Here is a 12941-nt window from a genome sequence, read left to right on the forward strand (position 1 = left end):
CGCCGCATGTTCCTATTCGGCGAAGTCTGCGTTTACCATAAGCTTCTCGCTATCCCACCCCGGCACGGCCTGTCTCGTTAGCGGAACCATGAATTTCTTGCCGTCGGGCTTCTCTATTTCGACGATCTCGGTCGCGCCGAAATTCTCGACCGCGCAGACGCGGCCGACCGCCTCGCCCGTGTCGGTGACGACAGGGAGGCCCAACAAATCGGAATAGTAGAATTCGCCCTCTTCCAGCGCGGGAAGCGCCTCGCGCGGGACGGTGAGGACGGTGCCACGCAGTTTCTCGGCGGCGGTGCGGTCCGCGACTTCGGCGAAGCGCGCAATGGCGCCGCCCTTGTTGTCGCTGCGGAGCTTGGATAGGGTCAGCGCCCCCTCGTTGAAGCTCTTGTGCGGTTTGAGGCCTTCCAGCCCTTCCCCGAACAACTTCAGACGGACTTCGCCCGCCACGCCATGCGCACCGGTGACGGCTGCCAGCGTGACGGGTGTGTCCTGCATGGGCGCGATTACTCGCCCTTGTCTTCGGTAGCTTCTTCGGCAGCAGCCTCTTCAGCCGGTGCTTCTTCAGCAGCTTCTTCGGCCGGAGCTTCGGCTTCAGCCTTGGCTTCTTCTTCAGCAGCTTTCGCAGCTTCAGCGGCTTCGGCTTCCTTGGCAGCCTTTTCTTCGGCGCGTTCCTTGGCGGCTTCGCCCGGCTCACCCTTCTTGGGGTTGTTCTTCGGCGCACGCTCAAGGATGCCGGCGGCGTCGAGGAAGCGGTGGACGCGGTCCGACGGCTGGGCGCCGACCGAGAGCCAGTGACGCGCACGGTCTTCGTCGAGCTTCACGCGCTCGCCCGAATCCTTCGGCATCATCGGGTTGTAGGTGCCGATCTGCTCGAGATACTTGCCGTCGCGCGAGCTGCGCGAGTCCGACACGACGATGCGGTAGTACGGACGCTTCTTCGCGCCACCGCGCGACAGACGAATTGCAACTGCCATTTTACTTCACCTTTCGAATGTAAATATCGGTAATTTCGGTTATTTCTTGTTCAACATGTCACGCAGATCGGCGGGCAGCGTGTCGGGATCGACCGAGGGGCCCTTGCCGCCTCCACCGAGTCCCGGAAGCCCTGCGCCCGGTCCGCCCGAAGAGCCGCCAAGTCCAGGCATGGCGGCACCCATGCCACCCTTTCCGAACAGCGCGCCGAGACCCTTGAGCCCGCCCATCTTCTTGATCTGCTTCATGGCTTTGGCCATTTCCTGGTGCATCTTGAGCACCTTGTTCACGTCCTGGACCTGCGTGCCCGAGCCGGCCGCCACTCGCTTCTTGCGCTTGGCGTTGAGCAGTTTGGGCAACTTGCGCTCCTTCGGTGTCATCGAGCCGATGATCGCGTCCATATGGACGAGGACCTTGTCATCCATACCCGACTGCTGCATCGCCTGCTTGGCCTTCTTCATGCCCGGCATCATGCCGGCCAGCGCGCCGAGGCCGCCCATGTTCTGCATCTGGCGAAGCTGCATGCGCAGATCGTCGAGGTCGAATTCGCCCTTCGCCATCTTCTTGGCGAGCGCTTCGGCCTCTTCTTCCTTGATCGCCGTCGCGGCCTTCTCGACCAGCGACACGACATCGCCCATGCCTAGGATGCGGCCGGCAACACGGCTCGGATCGAAGGCTTCGATCGCGTCGAGCTTTTCGCCCGTACCGGCAAACTTGACCGGCTTGCCCGTGACGTAGCGCATCGACAGCGCCGCACCGCCCCGCGCATCGCCGTCCATGCGGGTCAGCACCACACCGGTCAGCGGCACTTCGCCGGTGAAGCTCTGCGCGACGTTTACCGCATCCTGACCGGTAAGGCTGTCGACCACGAGGAGAACCTCGGTCGGTGCCGACACATTCGAGATGGCCTTCATTTCGGCCATAAGCGCTTCGTCGACGTGGAGACGGCCCGCCGTATCGAGCAGCAGCACGTCGGCAGCGGCCAGCTTGGCAGCTTCCATTGCGCGCCGCGCGATATCGACCGGCTGCTGGCCCGGCATGATCGGCAGCGTCGCGACATCGACCTGCTCGCCGAGAATCTTGAGCTGTTCCTGCGCTGCCGGACGGTTGACGTCGAGCGAGGCCATCATCGACTTCTTGCCGTGCTTTTCGCGCAGCAGCTTGCCGAGCTTGGCGGTCGTGGTCGTCTTACCCGAACCCTGCAGGCCGACCATCATGATAACGACCGGCGGCTTGGCGTTGAGGTTCAGATCGCGCGGTTCGGCATCTTCGCCGTCGCCGCCGAGCATTTCGACGAGCTCGTCATTGACGATCTTGACGACCTGCTGGCCGGGCGTGACCGATTTGAGGACTTCCGAACCGATCGCCTTTTCGGTGACCGCATCGATGAAGCGTCGCACGACGGGCAGCGCGACATCGGCTTCGAGCAGCGCAATGCGCACTTCGCGCATGGCTTCGCGCACGTCGCCTTCGGACAGCGAGCCGCGGCCCTTTAGCTTGTCAAAGACATTCCCGAGCCGGTCGGACAGATTGTCGAACATACCTGTTCTACTCCTTCCGAACCGCCTTAGGTCCGAATAAACGCGAAAAACGCCGGCGGACGAGAACTCGTCGGCCAGCGTGGGGTCAGACCCCTATGAAACCCAAACGTGTGCCCGGGTGTGGTGGAAGCAAGCCGCAGCCGTCGCCACGACCTGCTACCATCAAATCCGGGAAAATGGTGGAGCCTAGCGGGATCGAACCGCTGACCTCTACAATGCCATTGTAGCGCTCTCCCAGCTGAGCTAAGGCCCCGAGCCATTTTTCGCTGACGCATCCTGGGAGGTGCGTCACCCTTGCGGGAGGCGCCCAATATAAGGGGTCCTCCCGCAATGCAACAGCTATTTTAGGCTAGATCAGCTTTCATCCGCGTTGTCGTCGTCGCCCTTGGACTTCGTCTCGACGCCGAGGTCGTCGTCGCCGCCAAGATCGACCTCGTTGTCGGGCGAATCGTCGTCTTCGTCGATGTCGATGTCCAGATCGTCATCGTCGTCGCCGGACAGGTCGGAATCGGCCTCGCCCTTCTTGTCCTTCTTCTCTACCTCGGCGAGGATCGGCTGCTTGGACTTGAGCACGGGCTCGGGCGTCCACTCTTCACCGCATTCGATGCAGGTGACGGGATCTTCCTTGTTAAGATCGTAAAAGCGGGTGCCGCAGTTCGGGCAGGTCCGCTTGGTGCCCCATTCAGGTTTGACCATGTGTAATCCTTGGATACTGGCCCCGCCGCGAGGACGAGACGAAAAATTCTTGGCTAAAGGTGGGCTCCATCGCCCTAAAGTAAAGGGGGAGGAACCTGCAGCGCGCGCGCCTTGCCAGAACCCGTGTGCGCTGTCAAAGCGCCGCGTTCATATGGATACGCTTTCGTGACCTCGCACCGCTTCTCGTATCAGGGCCCGCTGACCGGACGCATCCGCGTGCCGGGCGACAAGTCGATCAGCCACCGCGCGCTGATGTTCGGTGCGCTGGCTGTGGGGCGCAGCCGTATCACGGGCCTGCTCGAGGGCGAGGATGTGCTTGCCACCGCCGCCGCCTTGCGCGCCATGGGTGCGGTGATCGAAAAGGACGGCGAGGACTGGGTGGTCGACGGCGTGGGAGTCGGCACGCTGCTTCAGCCAGAACAAGCGCTCGACATGGGCAATTCGGGCACGTCGACGCGGCTCCTCATGGGCCTCGTCGCCAGCCACGGCATTACCGCCGCCTTCACCGGCGATGCGAGCCTGTCCAGGCGCCCGATGGGCCGCGTGATCGATCCGCTTTCCACCATGGGCGCCAGCTTCACCCCCTCCCCCGGCGGCACGCTGCCGCTGGTGTTGGAAGGGATGCAGCCGGCCGTGCCGATCCGCTACCGCCTGCCCGTCGCGAGCGCGCAGGTAAAAAGCGCGGTGCTGCTTGCCGGTCTCAACACGCCCGGCACCACCACTGTGATCGAGCCCGTTCCCACCCGCGACCACACCGAGCGAATGCTGCGCGGCTTCGGTGTCGAGGTGCAGGTCGAGGAGGCGGACGGCGAACGCGTCATCTCGCTTACTGGTACATGTGACCTCACGCCCTGCGATATCACCGTTCCGGGCGATCCTTCTTCTGCCGCGTTTTTCGCGGTCGCTGCGAGCGTGGTGCCGGGAAGCGATCTCGTGATCGAGAATGTCGGCCTCAACCCAACCCGCAACGGGATTTACCGCGTGCTCGAACAGATGGGCGCGCGCATCGGCTATCTTGACCAGCGCGAAGTAGGCGGCGAGCCGGTGGCGGACCTGCGCGTGCGCTACGCGCAGCTCAAGGGCATCGAGGTCGATCCCGACATCGCCTCCAGCATGATCGACGAGTTTCCCGTACTTTTTGTCGCCGCCGCGCTTGCCGAGGGCACGACCGTCACCAGCGGTCTCGAAGAATTGCGCGTCAAGGAAAGCGATCGCCTGTCGGCCATGGCCGCCGCCTTGCAACTTGCGGGCGGCACGGTAGAGGAGCGCGACGACGGGCTGGTCATTCATGGCAGCGGCGGCAAGCCGCTTGCCGGTGGCGGCCCCATTACAACCCATCTCGACCACCGCATCGCCATGAGCATGGCGGTTGCGGGCCTGGCCAGCGAAAACGGCGTCAGCGTGGACAGCGCCGAGCCTATCGCGACCAGCTTCCCCAATTTCATCGCCTTGCTCGACAAGGCTGGAGCCCCATAAATGCCCGGAATTTCCTCCTTCGCCGCCGACCTCATCGGCTTTGCCGGCAGCTTCTGCATCGTCGCCGCCTTTGCCTATTCGAACATGGCGAAGCAGCTTAACCTGCTCTTGTTCAACATGGTCAACTTCATCGGGGCAGCGCTGCTGACGGTGTCGCTGACCGTCAATTTCAACCTGCCAACCATGGTGCTGGAAATCGTCTGGATGGGTATCGCTCTGTTCGGCATCGCCAAGGCGCTGCGCAAACCGAAGGCGGCCGAGGTCGAAACCGTATGATCATCGCCGTCGACGGACCGACCGCATCGGGCAAGGGCACGATTGCCAAGGCGCTGGCGGCGCATTTCGGTCTTCCGCATCTCGATACGGGCCTGCTCTATCGCGCAGTGGGCCGGCAGGTGTTCCTCGACGGCGGCAATCCGGACGACGGCGGCGACGCGCTGGTCGCTACCAGCTTTCCTGACAGTCTGCTGTACGATCCCCACCTACGGAACGAGGAAACAGGCGGCTTGGCGAGCCGCGTCTCCATCCACCCCGCCGTACGCCAGGCCTTGTTTGAGCGTCAGCGCAGCTTCGCAACGCAGGCCGGCGGTGCCGTGCTCGACGGGCGCGACATCGGCACGGTTATCGCGCCCGAGGCGCAAGCCAAGCTCTTCATCACCGCCAGCGTCGAGGCGCGCGCCCGGCGGCGTTTCCTCGAAATGCAGGACCGCGGTGTCGAAGTGACGCTGGAAGCCATCCAGGACGACCTCCGCGCCCGTGACGAGCGGGATCGCACCCGCGATGTCGCCCCGCTCGTTCCCGCTGGCGACGCCATGGTGATCGACACCAGCGCGCTCGGAAAGGACGAGGCGATTGCCGCCGCGATCGAGGCGGTCCGGCAGGCCATTCAGGAATAGCCGCTTTCCTACAGGCGGCGCGCTGTGGCAGCCATGCGGTCATGAACCTCGCCACCCTCACCGACCCGCAGAATTCCGGCAAGTGCAGGCGCTCTGGCGGGCTCGACAGACTTTCTCCCAGGACCGTGTTCCATCCGTTCCATCCTGTAGGGTGCGAGGCCGTATTTTCCTTGCTTTCCCGCCCATTTCGGCCTAGGCGCGCGCCCGTTCACCAAATCCCCCGGATTCGATGGACCTTCGCGGCGGCATCCGGCCTCGCGGAGAACACGGCCCTCTTGCCCCGTACGGCCCGCGCAATGGTGTGCAGGCAGACGGAGAAAGACCCCGGTAAAACCGGTGGCCGGTAGCAAACGTAAGTTAGGACTACACAACTCATGGCAACTTCAGCCAATCCGAGCCGCGACGATTTCGCGGCAATGCTCGACGAGCAGCTTGGCGGCGCCGATGATGGCGGCTTCGAAGGCCGCGTCGTCAAGGGCACCGTCACCTCCATCGAAAACGGCATGGCCCACATCGATGTCGGCCTGAAGAGCGAAGGCCGCGTCGACCTCAAGGAATTCATGCGCGGCGAAGACGAGCACGGCCTCGAAGTCGGCTCGGAAGTCGAAGTCTTCGTCGACCGCATCGAGAACGCCGACGGCGAAGCCATGCTGTCGCGCGACCGTGCACGCCGCGAAGCCGCATGGGACAAGCTTGAAAGCGAATTCGGCGAAGGCAAGCGCGTCGAAGGCCGCATCTTCGGCCGCGTCAAGGGCGGCTTCACCGTCGACCTCGACGGCGCCGTGGCCTTCCTGCCCGGCAGCCAAGTCGACATCCGTCCCGTGCGCGACGTCACCCCGCTCATGGACATGGCCCAGCCCTTCCAGATCCTCAAGATGGACCGCCGCCGCGGTAACATCGTCGTCTCGCGTCGCGCGGTCCTCGAAGAGACCCGTGCAGAACAGCGCAGCGAACTGATCGACAAGCTGGCCGAAGGTCAGGTGATCGACGGCGTGGTCAAGAACATCACCGACTACGGCGCCTTCGTCGACCTCGGCGGTATCGACGGCCTGCTCCACGTCACCGACATGAGCTACAAGCGCGTCAACCACCCCAGCGAAATGATCGAGATCGGCCAGACCGTGACCGTCCAGATCATCCGCATCAACGAAGACACCCAGCGCATCAGCCTCGGCATGAAGCAGCTGGAATCGGATCCGTGGGATGGCGTTGCAGCCAAGTACCCGGTCGGCATGAAGCTGACGGGCACCGTCACCAACATCACCGAATACGGCGCATTCGTCGAAATCGAGCCGGGCATCGAAGGCCTGGTCCACGTTTCGGAAATGAGCTGGACCAAGAAGAACGTCCACCCGGGCAAGATCGTCTCGACCAGCCAAGAAGTCGAAGTCATGGTCCTCGAAGTGGACAGCGAGAAGCGCCGCATTTCGCTCGGCCTCAAGCAGGCCCAGCGCAATCCGTGGGAAGAATTCGCCGAAGCGCACCCCGTTGGCGCCAAGGTTACCGGCGAAGTCAAGAACGCCACCGAATTCGGCCTGTTCATCGGCCTTCCGGGCGATGTCGACGGCATGGTTCACATGTCCGACATTGCATGGGGCATCTCGGGTGAAGACGCCCTCGCCCTGCACCGCAAGGGTGAAGAAGTCGAAGCCATCGTTCTCGATGTCGACATCGACAAGGAACGCATCAGCCTCGGCATGAAGCAGCTCGAAAAGGGTGCTCCGACCGAAGCTGGCGCGCAGAGCGACGTTCGCAAGAACCAGGTCGTCACCGTCACCGTTCTCGAAGTCCGCGATGGCGGTCTCGAAGTCCAGGTCGGCGAAGATGGCGCAACCGGCTTCATCAAGCGTTCGGACCTCGGCCGCGATCGCGACGAACAGCGTTCGGATCGTTTCCAGCCGGGTGCCAAGGTTGACGCCATGGTCACCGGTTTCGACCGCTCGAAGAAGCCGACCTTCTCGATCAAGGCGCGTCAGATCGCCGAAGAGAAGGAAGCGGTTGCACAGTTCGGTTCGTCGGATTCGGGTGCCTCGCTCGGCGACATCCTCGGCGAAGCGCTGAAGAAGAAGGAAGACTAAGCTCTTCCCGCCTTCTTGAAGAAATTTGGAAAGGCCCGTCGCTCACACGGGGCGGGGGGGCCTTTCCTACATGGGGCAAGCGGGATAGGCTGTCCTACATGCTAGAGATTCACCAGTTCCCCTGCCTGTCCGACAATTACGGCTTTCTCCTCCACGATCCCGACAGCGGCGAAACCGCGGCGATCGACACGCCCGATAGCGCGGAATATCTGCGCCAGGCCGAGGCCAAGAGGTGGACGATCACGCAGATCTGGAACACGCACTGGCATCCCGACCATGCAGGCGGGAACAAGGCCATCGTCGAAGCGACCGGTGCAAAGGTGGTCGCGCCGCACGAGGTCGAGAAACTGAGCCCGATCGACGAGGTGGTCGGCAATGGCGACACGGTCTCTCTGGGGGAATGGAAGGCGCGCGTGATCGATGTCTCCGGCCACACCAACGGCCACATCGCCTACCACATTGCCGAAGCCGACACGGCCTTCGTCGGCGACAGCGTTTTTGCGCTCGGCTGCGGACGCATGTTCGAGGGCAAGCCCGAGCAATTCTGGCACAGCCTCGAACGCATCCGCCAACTGCCCGACAACACGCTGCTCTATTGCGCGCATGAATACACGCAAGCGAACGCGAAGTTCGCGCTGCATGCCGACCCGGACAACGCCGAACTGCGCCTTTACGCCGGGAGGATCGAGGAAAAGCGCGCCAAGGACGAACCGACCGTGCCTACCCTCCTCTCGCGCGAGCTGGTCACCAACCCCTTCCTGCGCGCCGACGATGCTGATATCCGTGACCGCTGGGGCGGGACCACTCCGGCCGAGACCTTTGCCGCGCTGCGTGCCGCCAAGGACAATTTTTGAACGCATGAAGGCTCTCGTCGTCGAAGAACTGAGCCGCGACCTTTCGGGCTTGGGCTTGCGCGATGTCGATGCGCCGCGGCGCAGGACCGGCGAGTTGCTCGTCGCCGTGCGCGCTGCCTCGCTCAACTATCCCGACCTCCTGATGACGCGGGGCGACTACCAGTTCAAACCGGAGCTGCCTTTCGTCTCCGGACTGGAAATGGCAGGCGAAGTGATCGAGGCCGATCCCGGGTCCGGGTTCGAAGTCGGCGACAAGGTCATGGGCGGTGCCAAAACGGGTGCGTTCGCCCAGCAGATCGCACTTTCAACCACCGCCTTGCGCGCCATTCCCGAAGGCCTCGATTTCGCCCAGGCGGCGGCGATGGGCGCGGCCTATCACACCGCCTATGTCAGCTTGGTCGAACTTGGCGGGTTACAGCCCGGCCAGACGGTGCTCGTCCATGGCGCGAGCGGCGGCGTGGGTCTTGCGGCCTGCGATCTCGCCAAGGCGCTTGGGGCAAAGGTCATCGCAGCAACGCATTCGGAAGCGAAGCTCGAAGCGATCCGCCGCACGGGGACGACGCACGCGGCGATCCTCAACCATGGCCGTTTTCGCGAGGAAGTCTCCACCCTCACCGATGGCGCGCTATGCGATCTGGTGTTCGACCCCGTCGGCGGCGACGTGTTCGACGAGAGTACCCGCTGTGTAACCTTCGGCGGCAAGCTGCTGGTCGTCGGTTTCGTCGCCGGTCGCATCCCGGAAATCGCGGTGAACATTCCCCTCATCAAAGGCTTCAGCGTGGTCGGTGTCCGCGCCGGCGAATACGCGCGCCGCTTCCCTGAACGCGGGCAGCGGATTGCCGAGGCCATCGATAAACTGGCGAGCGAGAAACGCATCGCCCCGCACATCGACCGCATCCTCCCGCTCGATCAATGGCGCAAGGGCTTCAAGGCCATGGATCGCGGGGAGATCGTCGGCAAGGTCGTGCTCGCACCCTGAAACGCAAAAGGGCGACCCCCTGGGGCCGCCCTTTCGTAATCAGCGTAGCGCGGGAAGATCAGATCCCGGCGATAACCTTGTCGGCCAGAGCGCGGTCGGCTTCGGCATCGTGCTTTTCGGCAATCAGCTTGCGGCTCGCACCGGTGGCGGCCGAAACGGCGCGGTTGCGCACCTCTTCGACAGCTTCACGCTCGGCAGCGGCGATCTTGTCTTCCGCCATTCGCTTGCGACGCTCGACCATGGCCTTGCTGTCGGCTTCTGCTTTCTCGAGGATCGCGTCGGCTTCGGTCTGCGCGTTGACGAGCATCGCTTCGGCATCCTTCTCGGCGCCTGCGATCTTGTCGGCATATTCCTTGCGCAAGGCTTCCGCTTCCGCGCGAAGCTGCTTGGCTTCCTCGAGCTGTTCCTTGATCGAGGCGATCTTGTTGTCGAGGCCGCCGGCGATGGTCTTGTGGACCTTGGCGCCGAAGAACGCGAACAGCAGGAGGACCAGCATCGCGATCGACACGATCTGGAAGGGTGCAAGGCCGAAGAGCTCGGGCTCGACGTGCTTGCCAGCCCCGGCGTCGATCTCCGTCGTCGCCTGCGGCGTTTCCGTGGCGATCACTTCGGGCAGGTCGCTGGGAGTAGTGTTAGCCATGAGCCATCTGCTCCTTCACGGCCTTGGTGGCAACAGGCTTGGTCACCTTCACGCCGGCGAGCGTCTTGACGATGTCTTGCGCGGCTTCGACGGCCACGGCCTCGACTTCGGCAAGCGCTGCGGTACGCGCTTCGGCGATCCGTGCTTCGGCATCGGCAAGTTTCTTGTCGATACGGGTCTGGGCCGCCTTGAGCTTGGTTTCGCTCTTCTTGGCGCCTGCTTCCTTGGCCTTGGCAACGATCGCCTGCGCCGCGGCGCGGTTTTCGTTTTCCTTGACCCGCCAGGCTTCTTCCTGCTCGTCGGCGGCATCGCGCGCGGCCTTGGCAGCGGCGAGGTCGGCGGCAATCTGGCCGTCACGGCTGGCGACGGTGTCCATCACCTTGGGCACCATGCCCTTGCCGATGACGAAGAAAGTGATGCCGAAAAAGACCAGCAGCCAGAAGACCTGGCTGGACCATGTATCGGCAAGCTGTGCTATCTGGGGCATTGCAGCTCTCGAAAAGCGTAAGGCAGAAAATTGCGGGGCCGGTCAGGCGTACCCGACCGGCTCCAGATCAGGGATTTCGTCGGTTAGGCGACGAAGATCAGGATCATGGCAACGACGAACGCCAGCAGGCCGAGAAGTTCGGCAGCGGCGAAGCCGATGAACAGGCGGCCCTGCTGGCCGTCTGCTGCGCCCGGGTTGCGCAGGGCGCTTTCGAGGAACGAACCGAAGACGTTACCAACGCCGATTGCAGCCATGCCTGCGCCGATTGCAGCGAGGCCAGCACCGATGAGCTTTGCAGCTTCCATTTCCATGACAAACTCCTTTGGAAAAACGTGTAAATTGAAGACTTAGTGAAGGTTCTCGGCGTCGTTGATGTACAGCGACGTCAGAAGAGCGAAAACATAGGCCTGGATGCCGGCAACCAGCAGCTCCAGAGCGCAGATACCGATCATCAGCAGGAAGCTCGGCAGGCCGACCAGAAGACCGAAGCCGGCGCCTGCGTTGGTGCCGTCGATCACGAAGCTCGACAGCACTTCGAGTAGCACGTGACCGGCCATCATGGCCACGAAGAGACGCAGGCCGAGGCTGAACGGGCGGACCATGAAGGAAATGAATTCGATCGGCGCGATCACGGGCACCATCGGCAGCGGCGTGCCGTGCGGCACGAACAGGCTGAAGAAGTGCAGGCCATGACGCCAGAAGCCCACGATGAGGACGATCGAGAAGCTGATGATCGCGAGGATGCCGGTCACGGTGAAGTGGCTGGTGAAGGTGAACGGGTGGACCCCGATCACGCCCAGCGGAAGCAAGCCGAGCAGGTTCGCAAAGAGAATGAACATGAAGAGGCTGAAGACGTAAGGCACATACTTGCGCCCCGCCTTGCCGATGTTCGCTTCGAGCATGTTGTCGATGAAGCCGGTGAAGCTTTCCACCATCATCTGCCAGCGGCCGGGAACGAGCTCGCGCTTCATCCCGCCAAGCACGAAGAGGAAGAGCACCACGGTGGTGATCAGCATCCACAGCGCGCTGTTGGTGAAGGCGATGTTGTAGCCGGCCAGTTCCCAATTATCCGAGCCGCCAAGCGCCTGGATGGTGAACTGGTACATCGGATCGACTTTGGCCTGTTCGGCTGCCACGTCTGAAATTCCCTAAATCCTGTAACGAAAGCCCCGCAAAGCCCCTCTCGGGGTCACTCGCCGGGCTTCTGATTTGCCGCGCGGATAATATTCCTGAAGGCGACCACTATTCCGAGGAACAGCCCCACCAGCAGACCCCAAGGATTGGTATCGGTAAAGAAGCCAATGGCGTAACCGATCACCGAACCTCCCAGAAGCCCCCCGAGCAAGTCTGCCAGAACACGGTTGCCGCTGCGATAATTCGCATCGGCCCCGGAACCGGTCTTGCGGTTGCGCTGATCTTCGCGCTGCTGGGCGGCACTTAACCGCTTTTCCAGCGCGTCGATCCGCGCATCCTCCTCGATGGATTTCCGTGCGGGCTCGTCGTCGCTCATGCCTTGCTCCTTCATGGGGTTGCGCGGCACGCGCAGGGACTTGCCCGCCAAGGGCGCGGCCCCCTTAGATGGGGGGCATGGGCGAGTCAACATGAAGAGCGGCCCATTTACGCAACTCCCGTTGCAAAAAAGCCTCCCCCCGGCGCGTTGCAGGGGAGAGGCTTCTCCAAGCGTCTGAGAGCGCTGCTTCAAGGGCAGCGCGAATCGCGCTTCGGCGGGGCGTTGGTGCGCGTCTGCCAGCTGCCGTCGGGCGCCTGGTATCTTTCGCCCGGCGTCGTCGCCAGAATTGCTTGGCAACCGGCGGTCAGCGCGTATTCCTCGAGCGTCGCATTGGTCGCCTGCGCACGCTGCGAATAGACCGCGCGGCGCTTAATGTTAATGTCGTTTACGAGGCGGCGGAGTTCGGCGGTTTCCTCACCAACGATACCCAGATAGCCGTCCATCTTCTCGCCGACCTGCCCGGCCGAACGAGCCGCCGCGTAGGCCGGATCACGCTGGGCAAAGGCGGGAGTGGCTAGGCCACCCACTGCCACGGCGATGGCAGCACCCGAAAGCACAGCCCTAGTAAGTCGCTTGGTCATAAATTCACCCATCAGAAAATATCCGCATTGTTCTCGATCGTGTCGCCCGCATCTTCGGCGAGGCGATAGATCACTTCCTGGCGGATGTTGACGTTGAGCTCGATCACGATGGGTTCCGTCGGCGCTTCCACCGTGACGCAACCTGCCAGCGCGAGCGAGGCCATGCCGACCGCCGCCGAAATCTTCAGACCCTTCCTGTCCGCTTTCCCCTGCATCACGCAGGTTCTC

17 protein-coding genes and 1 tRNA gene are annotated in these 12941 nt (G+C 63.0%); 6 read left to right on the forward strand and 12 right to left on the reverse strand.

Features of this window, described 5'->3' with window-relative positions:
* Positions 1 to 12 precede the first annotated feature (12 nt).
* From rimM to ED21_RS03015, 5 genes are all read right to left on the reverse strand, one after another.
* Positions 13 to 498: a ribosome maturation factor RimM gene (rimM, locus tag ED21_RS02995; protein WP_006832351.1), complete on the reverse strand. Its 486-nt coding sequence runs from the start codon at positions 496 to 498 to the stop codon at positions 13 to 15.
* 8 nt (positions 499 to 506) lie between these two features.
* On the reverse strand, positions 507 to 977 hold the full coding sequence (gene rpsP, locus ED21_RS03000; RefSeq protein WP_006832352.1) for a 30S ribosomal protein S16: 471 nt from the start codon (positions 975 to 977) through the stop codon (positions 507 to 509).
* A 39-nt stretch (positions 978 to 1016) separates the two neighbouring features.
* Complete coding sequence (gene ffh, locus ED21_RS03005) at positions 1017 to 2516, reverse strand: signal recognition particle protein (RefSeq protein WP_006832353.1); 1500 nt, start codon at positions 2514 to 2516, stop codon at positions 1017 to 1019.
* Positions 2517 to 2693: 177 nt separating this feature from the next.
* Positions 2694 to 2769: transfer RNA gene (locus ED21_RS03010), tRNA-Ala, on the reverse strand.
* A 101-nt stretch (positions 2770 to 2870) separates the two neighbouring features.
* The gene (locus ED21_RS03015) at positions 2871 to 3212 is read right to left on the reverse strand and encodes an FYDLN acid domain-containing protein (protein ID WP_006832354.1); all 342 of its coding nucleotides are present in this window, start codon (positions 3210 to 3212) and stop codon (positions 2871 to 2873) included.
* Between the two features lie 165 nt (positions 3213 to 3377).
* Here ED21_RS03015 and aroA point away from each other — a divergent pair, with 165 nt between their 5' ends.
* From aroA to ED21_RS03045, 6 genes are all read left to right on the forward strand, one after another.
* Positions 3378 to 4688, forward strand: a complete 1311-nt coding sequence (gene aroA, locus ED21_RS03020) for a 3-phosphoshikimate 1-carboxyvinyltransferase (protein WP_034921279.1) — start codon at positions 3378 to 3380, stop codon at positions 4686 to 4688.
* The gene (locus ED21_RS03025) at positions 4689 to 4964 is read left to right on the forward strand and encodes a hypothetical protein (RefSeq protein WP_006832356.1); all 276 of its coding nucleotides are present in this window, start codon (positions 4689 to 4691) and stop codon (positions 4962 to 4964) included. It abuts the gene before it with no gap.
* Positions 4961 to 5584 (forward strand): d(CMP) kinase, encoded by a 624-nt coding sequence (locus tag ED21_RS03030; protein ID WP_006832357.1) that lies wholly within the window; start codon positions 4961 to 4963, stop codon positions 5582 to 5584. Before ED21_RS03025 ends, ED21_RS03030 begins: the two co-directional genes overlap by 4 nt.
* 374 nt (positions 5585 to 5958) lie before the next feature.
* Positions 5959 to 7662: a 30S ribosomal protein S1 gene (rpsA, locus tag ED21_RS03035; RefSeq protein WP_034921027.1), complete on the forward strand. Its 1704-nt coding sequence runs from the start codon at positions 5959 to 5961 to the stop codon at positions 7660 to 7662.
* Between the two features lie 98 nt (positions 7663 to 7760).
* A complete protein-coding gene (gene gloB / locus ED21_RS03040) occupies positions 7761 to 8516 on the forward strand; it encodes a hydroxyacylglutathione hydrolase (protein WP_006832359.1) in 756 nt (251 codons plus the stop codon).
* Between the two features lie 4 nt (positions 8517 to 8520).
* Positions 8521 to 9495, forward strand: a complete 975-nt coding sequence (locus ED21_RS03045; protein ID WP_006832360.1) for an NADPH:quinone oxidoreductase family protein — start codon at positions 8521 to 8523, stop codon at positions 9493 to 9495.
* A 58-nt stretch (positions 9496 to 9553) separates the two neighbouring features.
* On the opposite strand, the gene ED21_RS03050 is transcribed toward ED21_RS03045, so the two are convergent.
* From ED21_RS03050 to ED21_RS03080, 7 genes are all read right to left on the reverse strand, one after another.
* Positions 9554 to 10135: an ATP synthase subunit B gene (locus tag ED21_RS03050; RefSeq protein WP_006832361.1), complete on the reverse strand. Its 582-nt coding sequence runs from the start codon at positions 10133 to 10135 to the stop codon at positions 9554 to 9556.
* Positions 10128 to 10622, reverse strand: coding sequence for a hypothetical protein (locus ED21_RS03055; RefSeq protein WP_006832362.1), 495 nt, complete (start codon positions 10620 to 10622; stop codon positions 10128 to 10130). Before ED21_RS03055 ends, ED21_RS03050 begins: the two co-directional genes overlap by 8 nt.
* Positions 10623 to 10705: 83 nt before the next feature.
* Positions 10706 to 10933 (reverse strand): F0F1 ATP synthase subunit C, encoded by a 228-nt coding sequence (locus ED21_RS03060; protein WP_006832363.1) that lies wholly within the window; start codon positions 10931 to 10933, stop codon positions 10706 to 10708.
* 36 nt (positions 10934 to 10969) lie between these two features.
* A complete protein-coding gene (locus tag ED21_RS03065) occupies positions 10970 to 11758 on the reverse strand; it encodes a F0F1 ATP synthase subunit A (RefSeq protein WP_006832364.1) in 789 nt (262 codons plus the stop codon).
* Between the two features lie 53 nt (positions 11759 to 11811).
* Positions 11812 to 12132: an AtpZ/AtpI family protein gene (locus ED21_RS03070; protein ID WP_034921288.1), complete on the reverse strand. Its 321-nt coding sequence runs from the start codon at positions 12130 to 12132 to the stop codon at positions 11812 to 11814.
* A 188-nt stretch (positions 12133 to 12320) separates the two neighbouring features.
* On the reverse strand, positions 12321 to 12725 hold the full coding sequence (locus ED21_RS03075; protein ID WP_050784696.1) for a YdbL family protein: 405 nt from the start codon (positions 12723 to 12725) through the stop codon (positions 12321 to 12323).
* Positions 12725 to 12928, reverse strand: coding sequence for a YnbE family lipoprotein (locus tag ED21_RS03080; RefSeq protein ID WP_006832367.1), 204 nt, complete (start codon positions 12926 to 12928; stop codon positions 12725 to 12727). Before ED21_RS03080 ends, ED21_RS03075 begins: the two co-directional genes overlap by 1 nt.
* Positions 12929 to 12941: the final 13 nt, after the last annotated feature.

It is taken from the genome of Erythrobacter sp. SD-21, assembly GCF_000181515.1.
In the GTDB taxonomy this organism is placed as follows: Bacteria; Pseudomonadota; Alphaproteobacteria; order Sphingomonadales; family Sphingomonadaceae; genus Qipengyuania.

What these genes read in the sequence shown, in the direction of transcription:
- rimM (WP_006832351.1), bottom strand. Translation starts at nt 498, where the DNA reads ATGCAGGACACACCCGTCACGCTGGCAGCCGTCACCGGTGCGCATGGC.
- rpsP (WP_006832352.1), bottom strand. Translation starts at nt 977, where the DNA reads ATGGCAGTTGCAATTCGTCTGTCGCGCGGTGGCGCGAAGAAGCGTCCG.
- ffh (WP_006832353.1), bottom strand. Translation starts at nt 2,516, where the DNA reads ATGTTCGACAATCTGTCCGACCGGCTCGGGAATGTCTTTGACAAGCTA.
- ED21_RS03015 (WP_006832354.1), bottom strand. Translation starts at nt 3,212, where the DNA reads ATGGTCAAACCTGAATGGGGCACCAAGCGGACCTGCCCGAACTGCGGC.
- ED21_RS03025 (WP_006832356.1), top strand. Translation starts at nt 4,689, where the DNA reads ATGCCCGGAATTTCCTCCTTCGCCGCCGACCTCATCGGCTTTGCCGGC.
- ED21_RS03030 (WP_006832357.1), top strand. Translation starts at nt 4,961, where the DNA reads ATGATCATCGCCGTCGACGGACCGACCGCATCGGGCAAGGGCACGATT.
- rpsA (WP_034921027.1), top strand. Translation starts at nt 5,959, where the DNA reads ATGGCAACTTCAGCCAATCCGAGCCGCGACGATTTCGCGGCAATGCTC.
- gloB (WP_006832359.1), top strand. Translation starts at nt 7,761, where the DNA reads ATGCTAGAGATTCACCAGTTCCCCTGCCTGTCCGACAATTACGGCTTT.
- ED21_RS03045 (WP_006832360.1), top strand. Translation starts at nt 8,521, where the DNA reads ATGAAGGCTCTCGTCGTCGAAGAACTGAGCCGCGACCTTTCGGGCTTG.
- ED21_RS03050 (WP_006832361.1), bottom strand. Translation starts at nt 10,135, where the DNA reads ATGGCTAACACTACTCCCAGCGACCTGCCCGAAGTGATCGCCACGGAA.
- ED21_RS03055 (WP_006832362.1), bottom strand. Translation starts at nt 10,622, where the DNA reads ATGCCCCAGATAGCACAGCTTGCCGATACATGGTCCAGCCAGGTCTTC.
- ED21_RS03060 (WP_006832363.1), bottom strand. Translation starts at nt 10,933, where the DNA reads ATGGAAATGGAAGCTGCAAAGCTCATCGGTGCTGGCCTCGCTGCAATC.
- ED21_RS03070 (WP_034921288.1), bottom strand. Translation starts at nt 12,132, where the DNA reads ATGAGCGACGACGAGCCCGCACGGAAATCCATCGAGGAGGATGCGCGG.
- ED21_RS03075 (WP_050784696.1), bottom strand. Translation starts at nt 12,725, where the DNA reads ATGGGTGAATTTATGACCAAGCGACTTACTAGGGCTGTGCTTTCGGGT.
- ED21_RS03080 (WP_006832367.1), bottom strand. Translation starts at nt 12,928, where the DNA reads ATGCAGGGGAAAGCGGACAGGAAGGGTCTGAAGATTTCGGCGGCGGTC.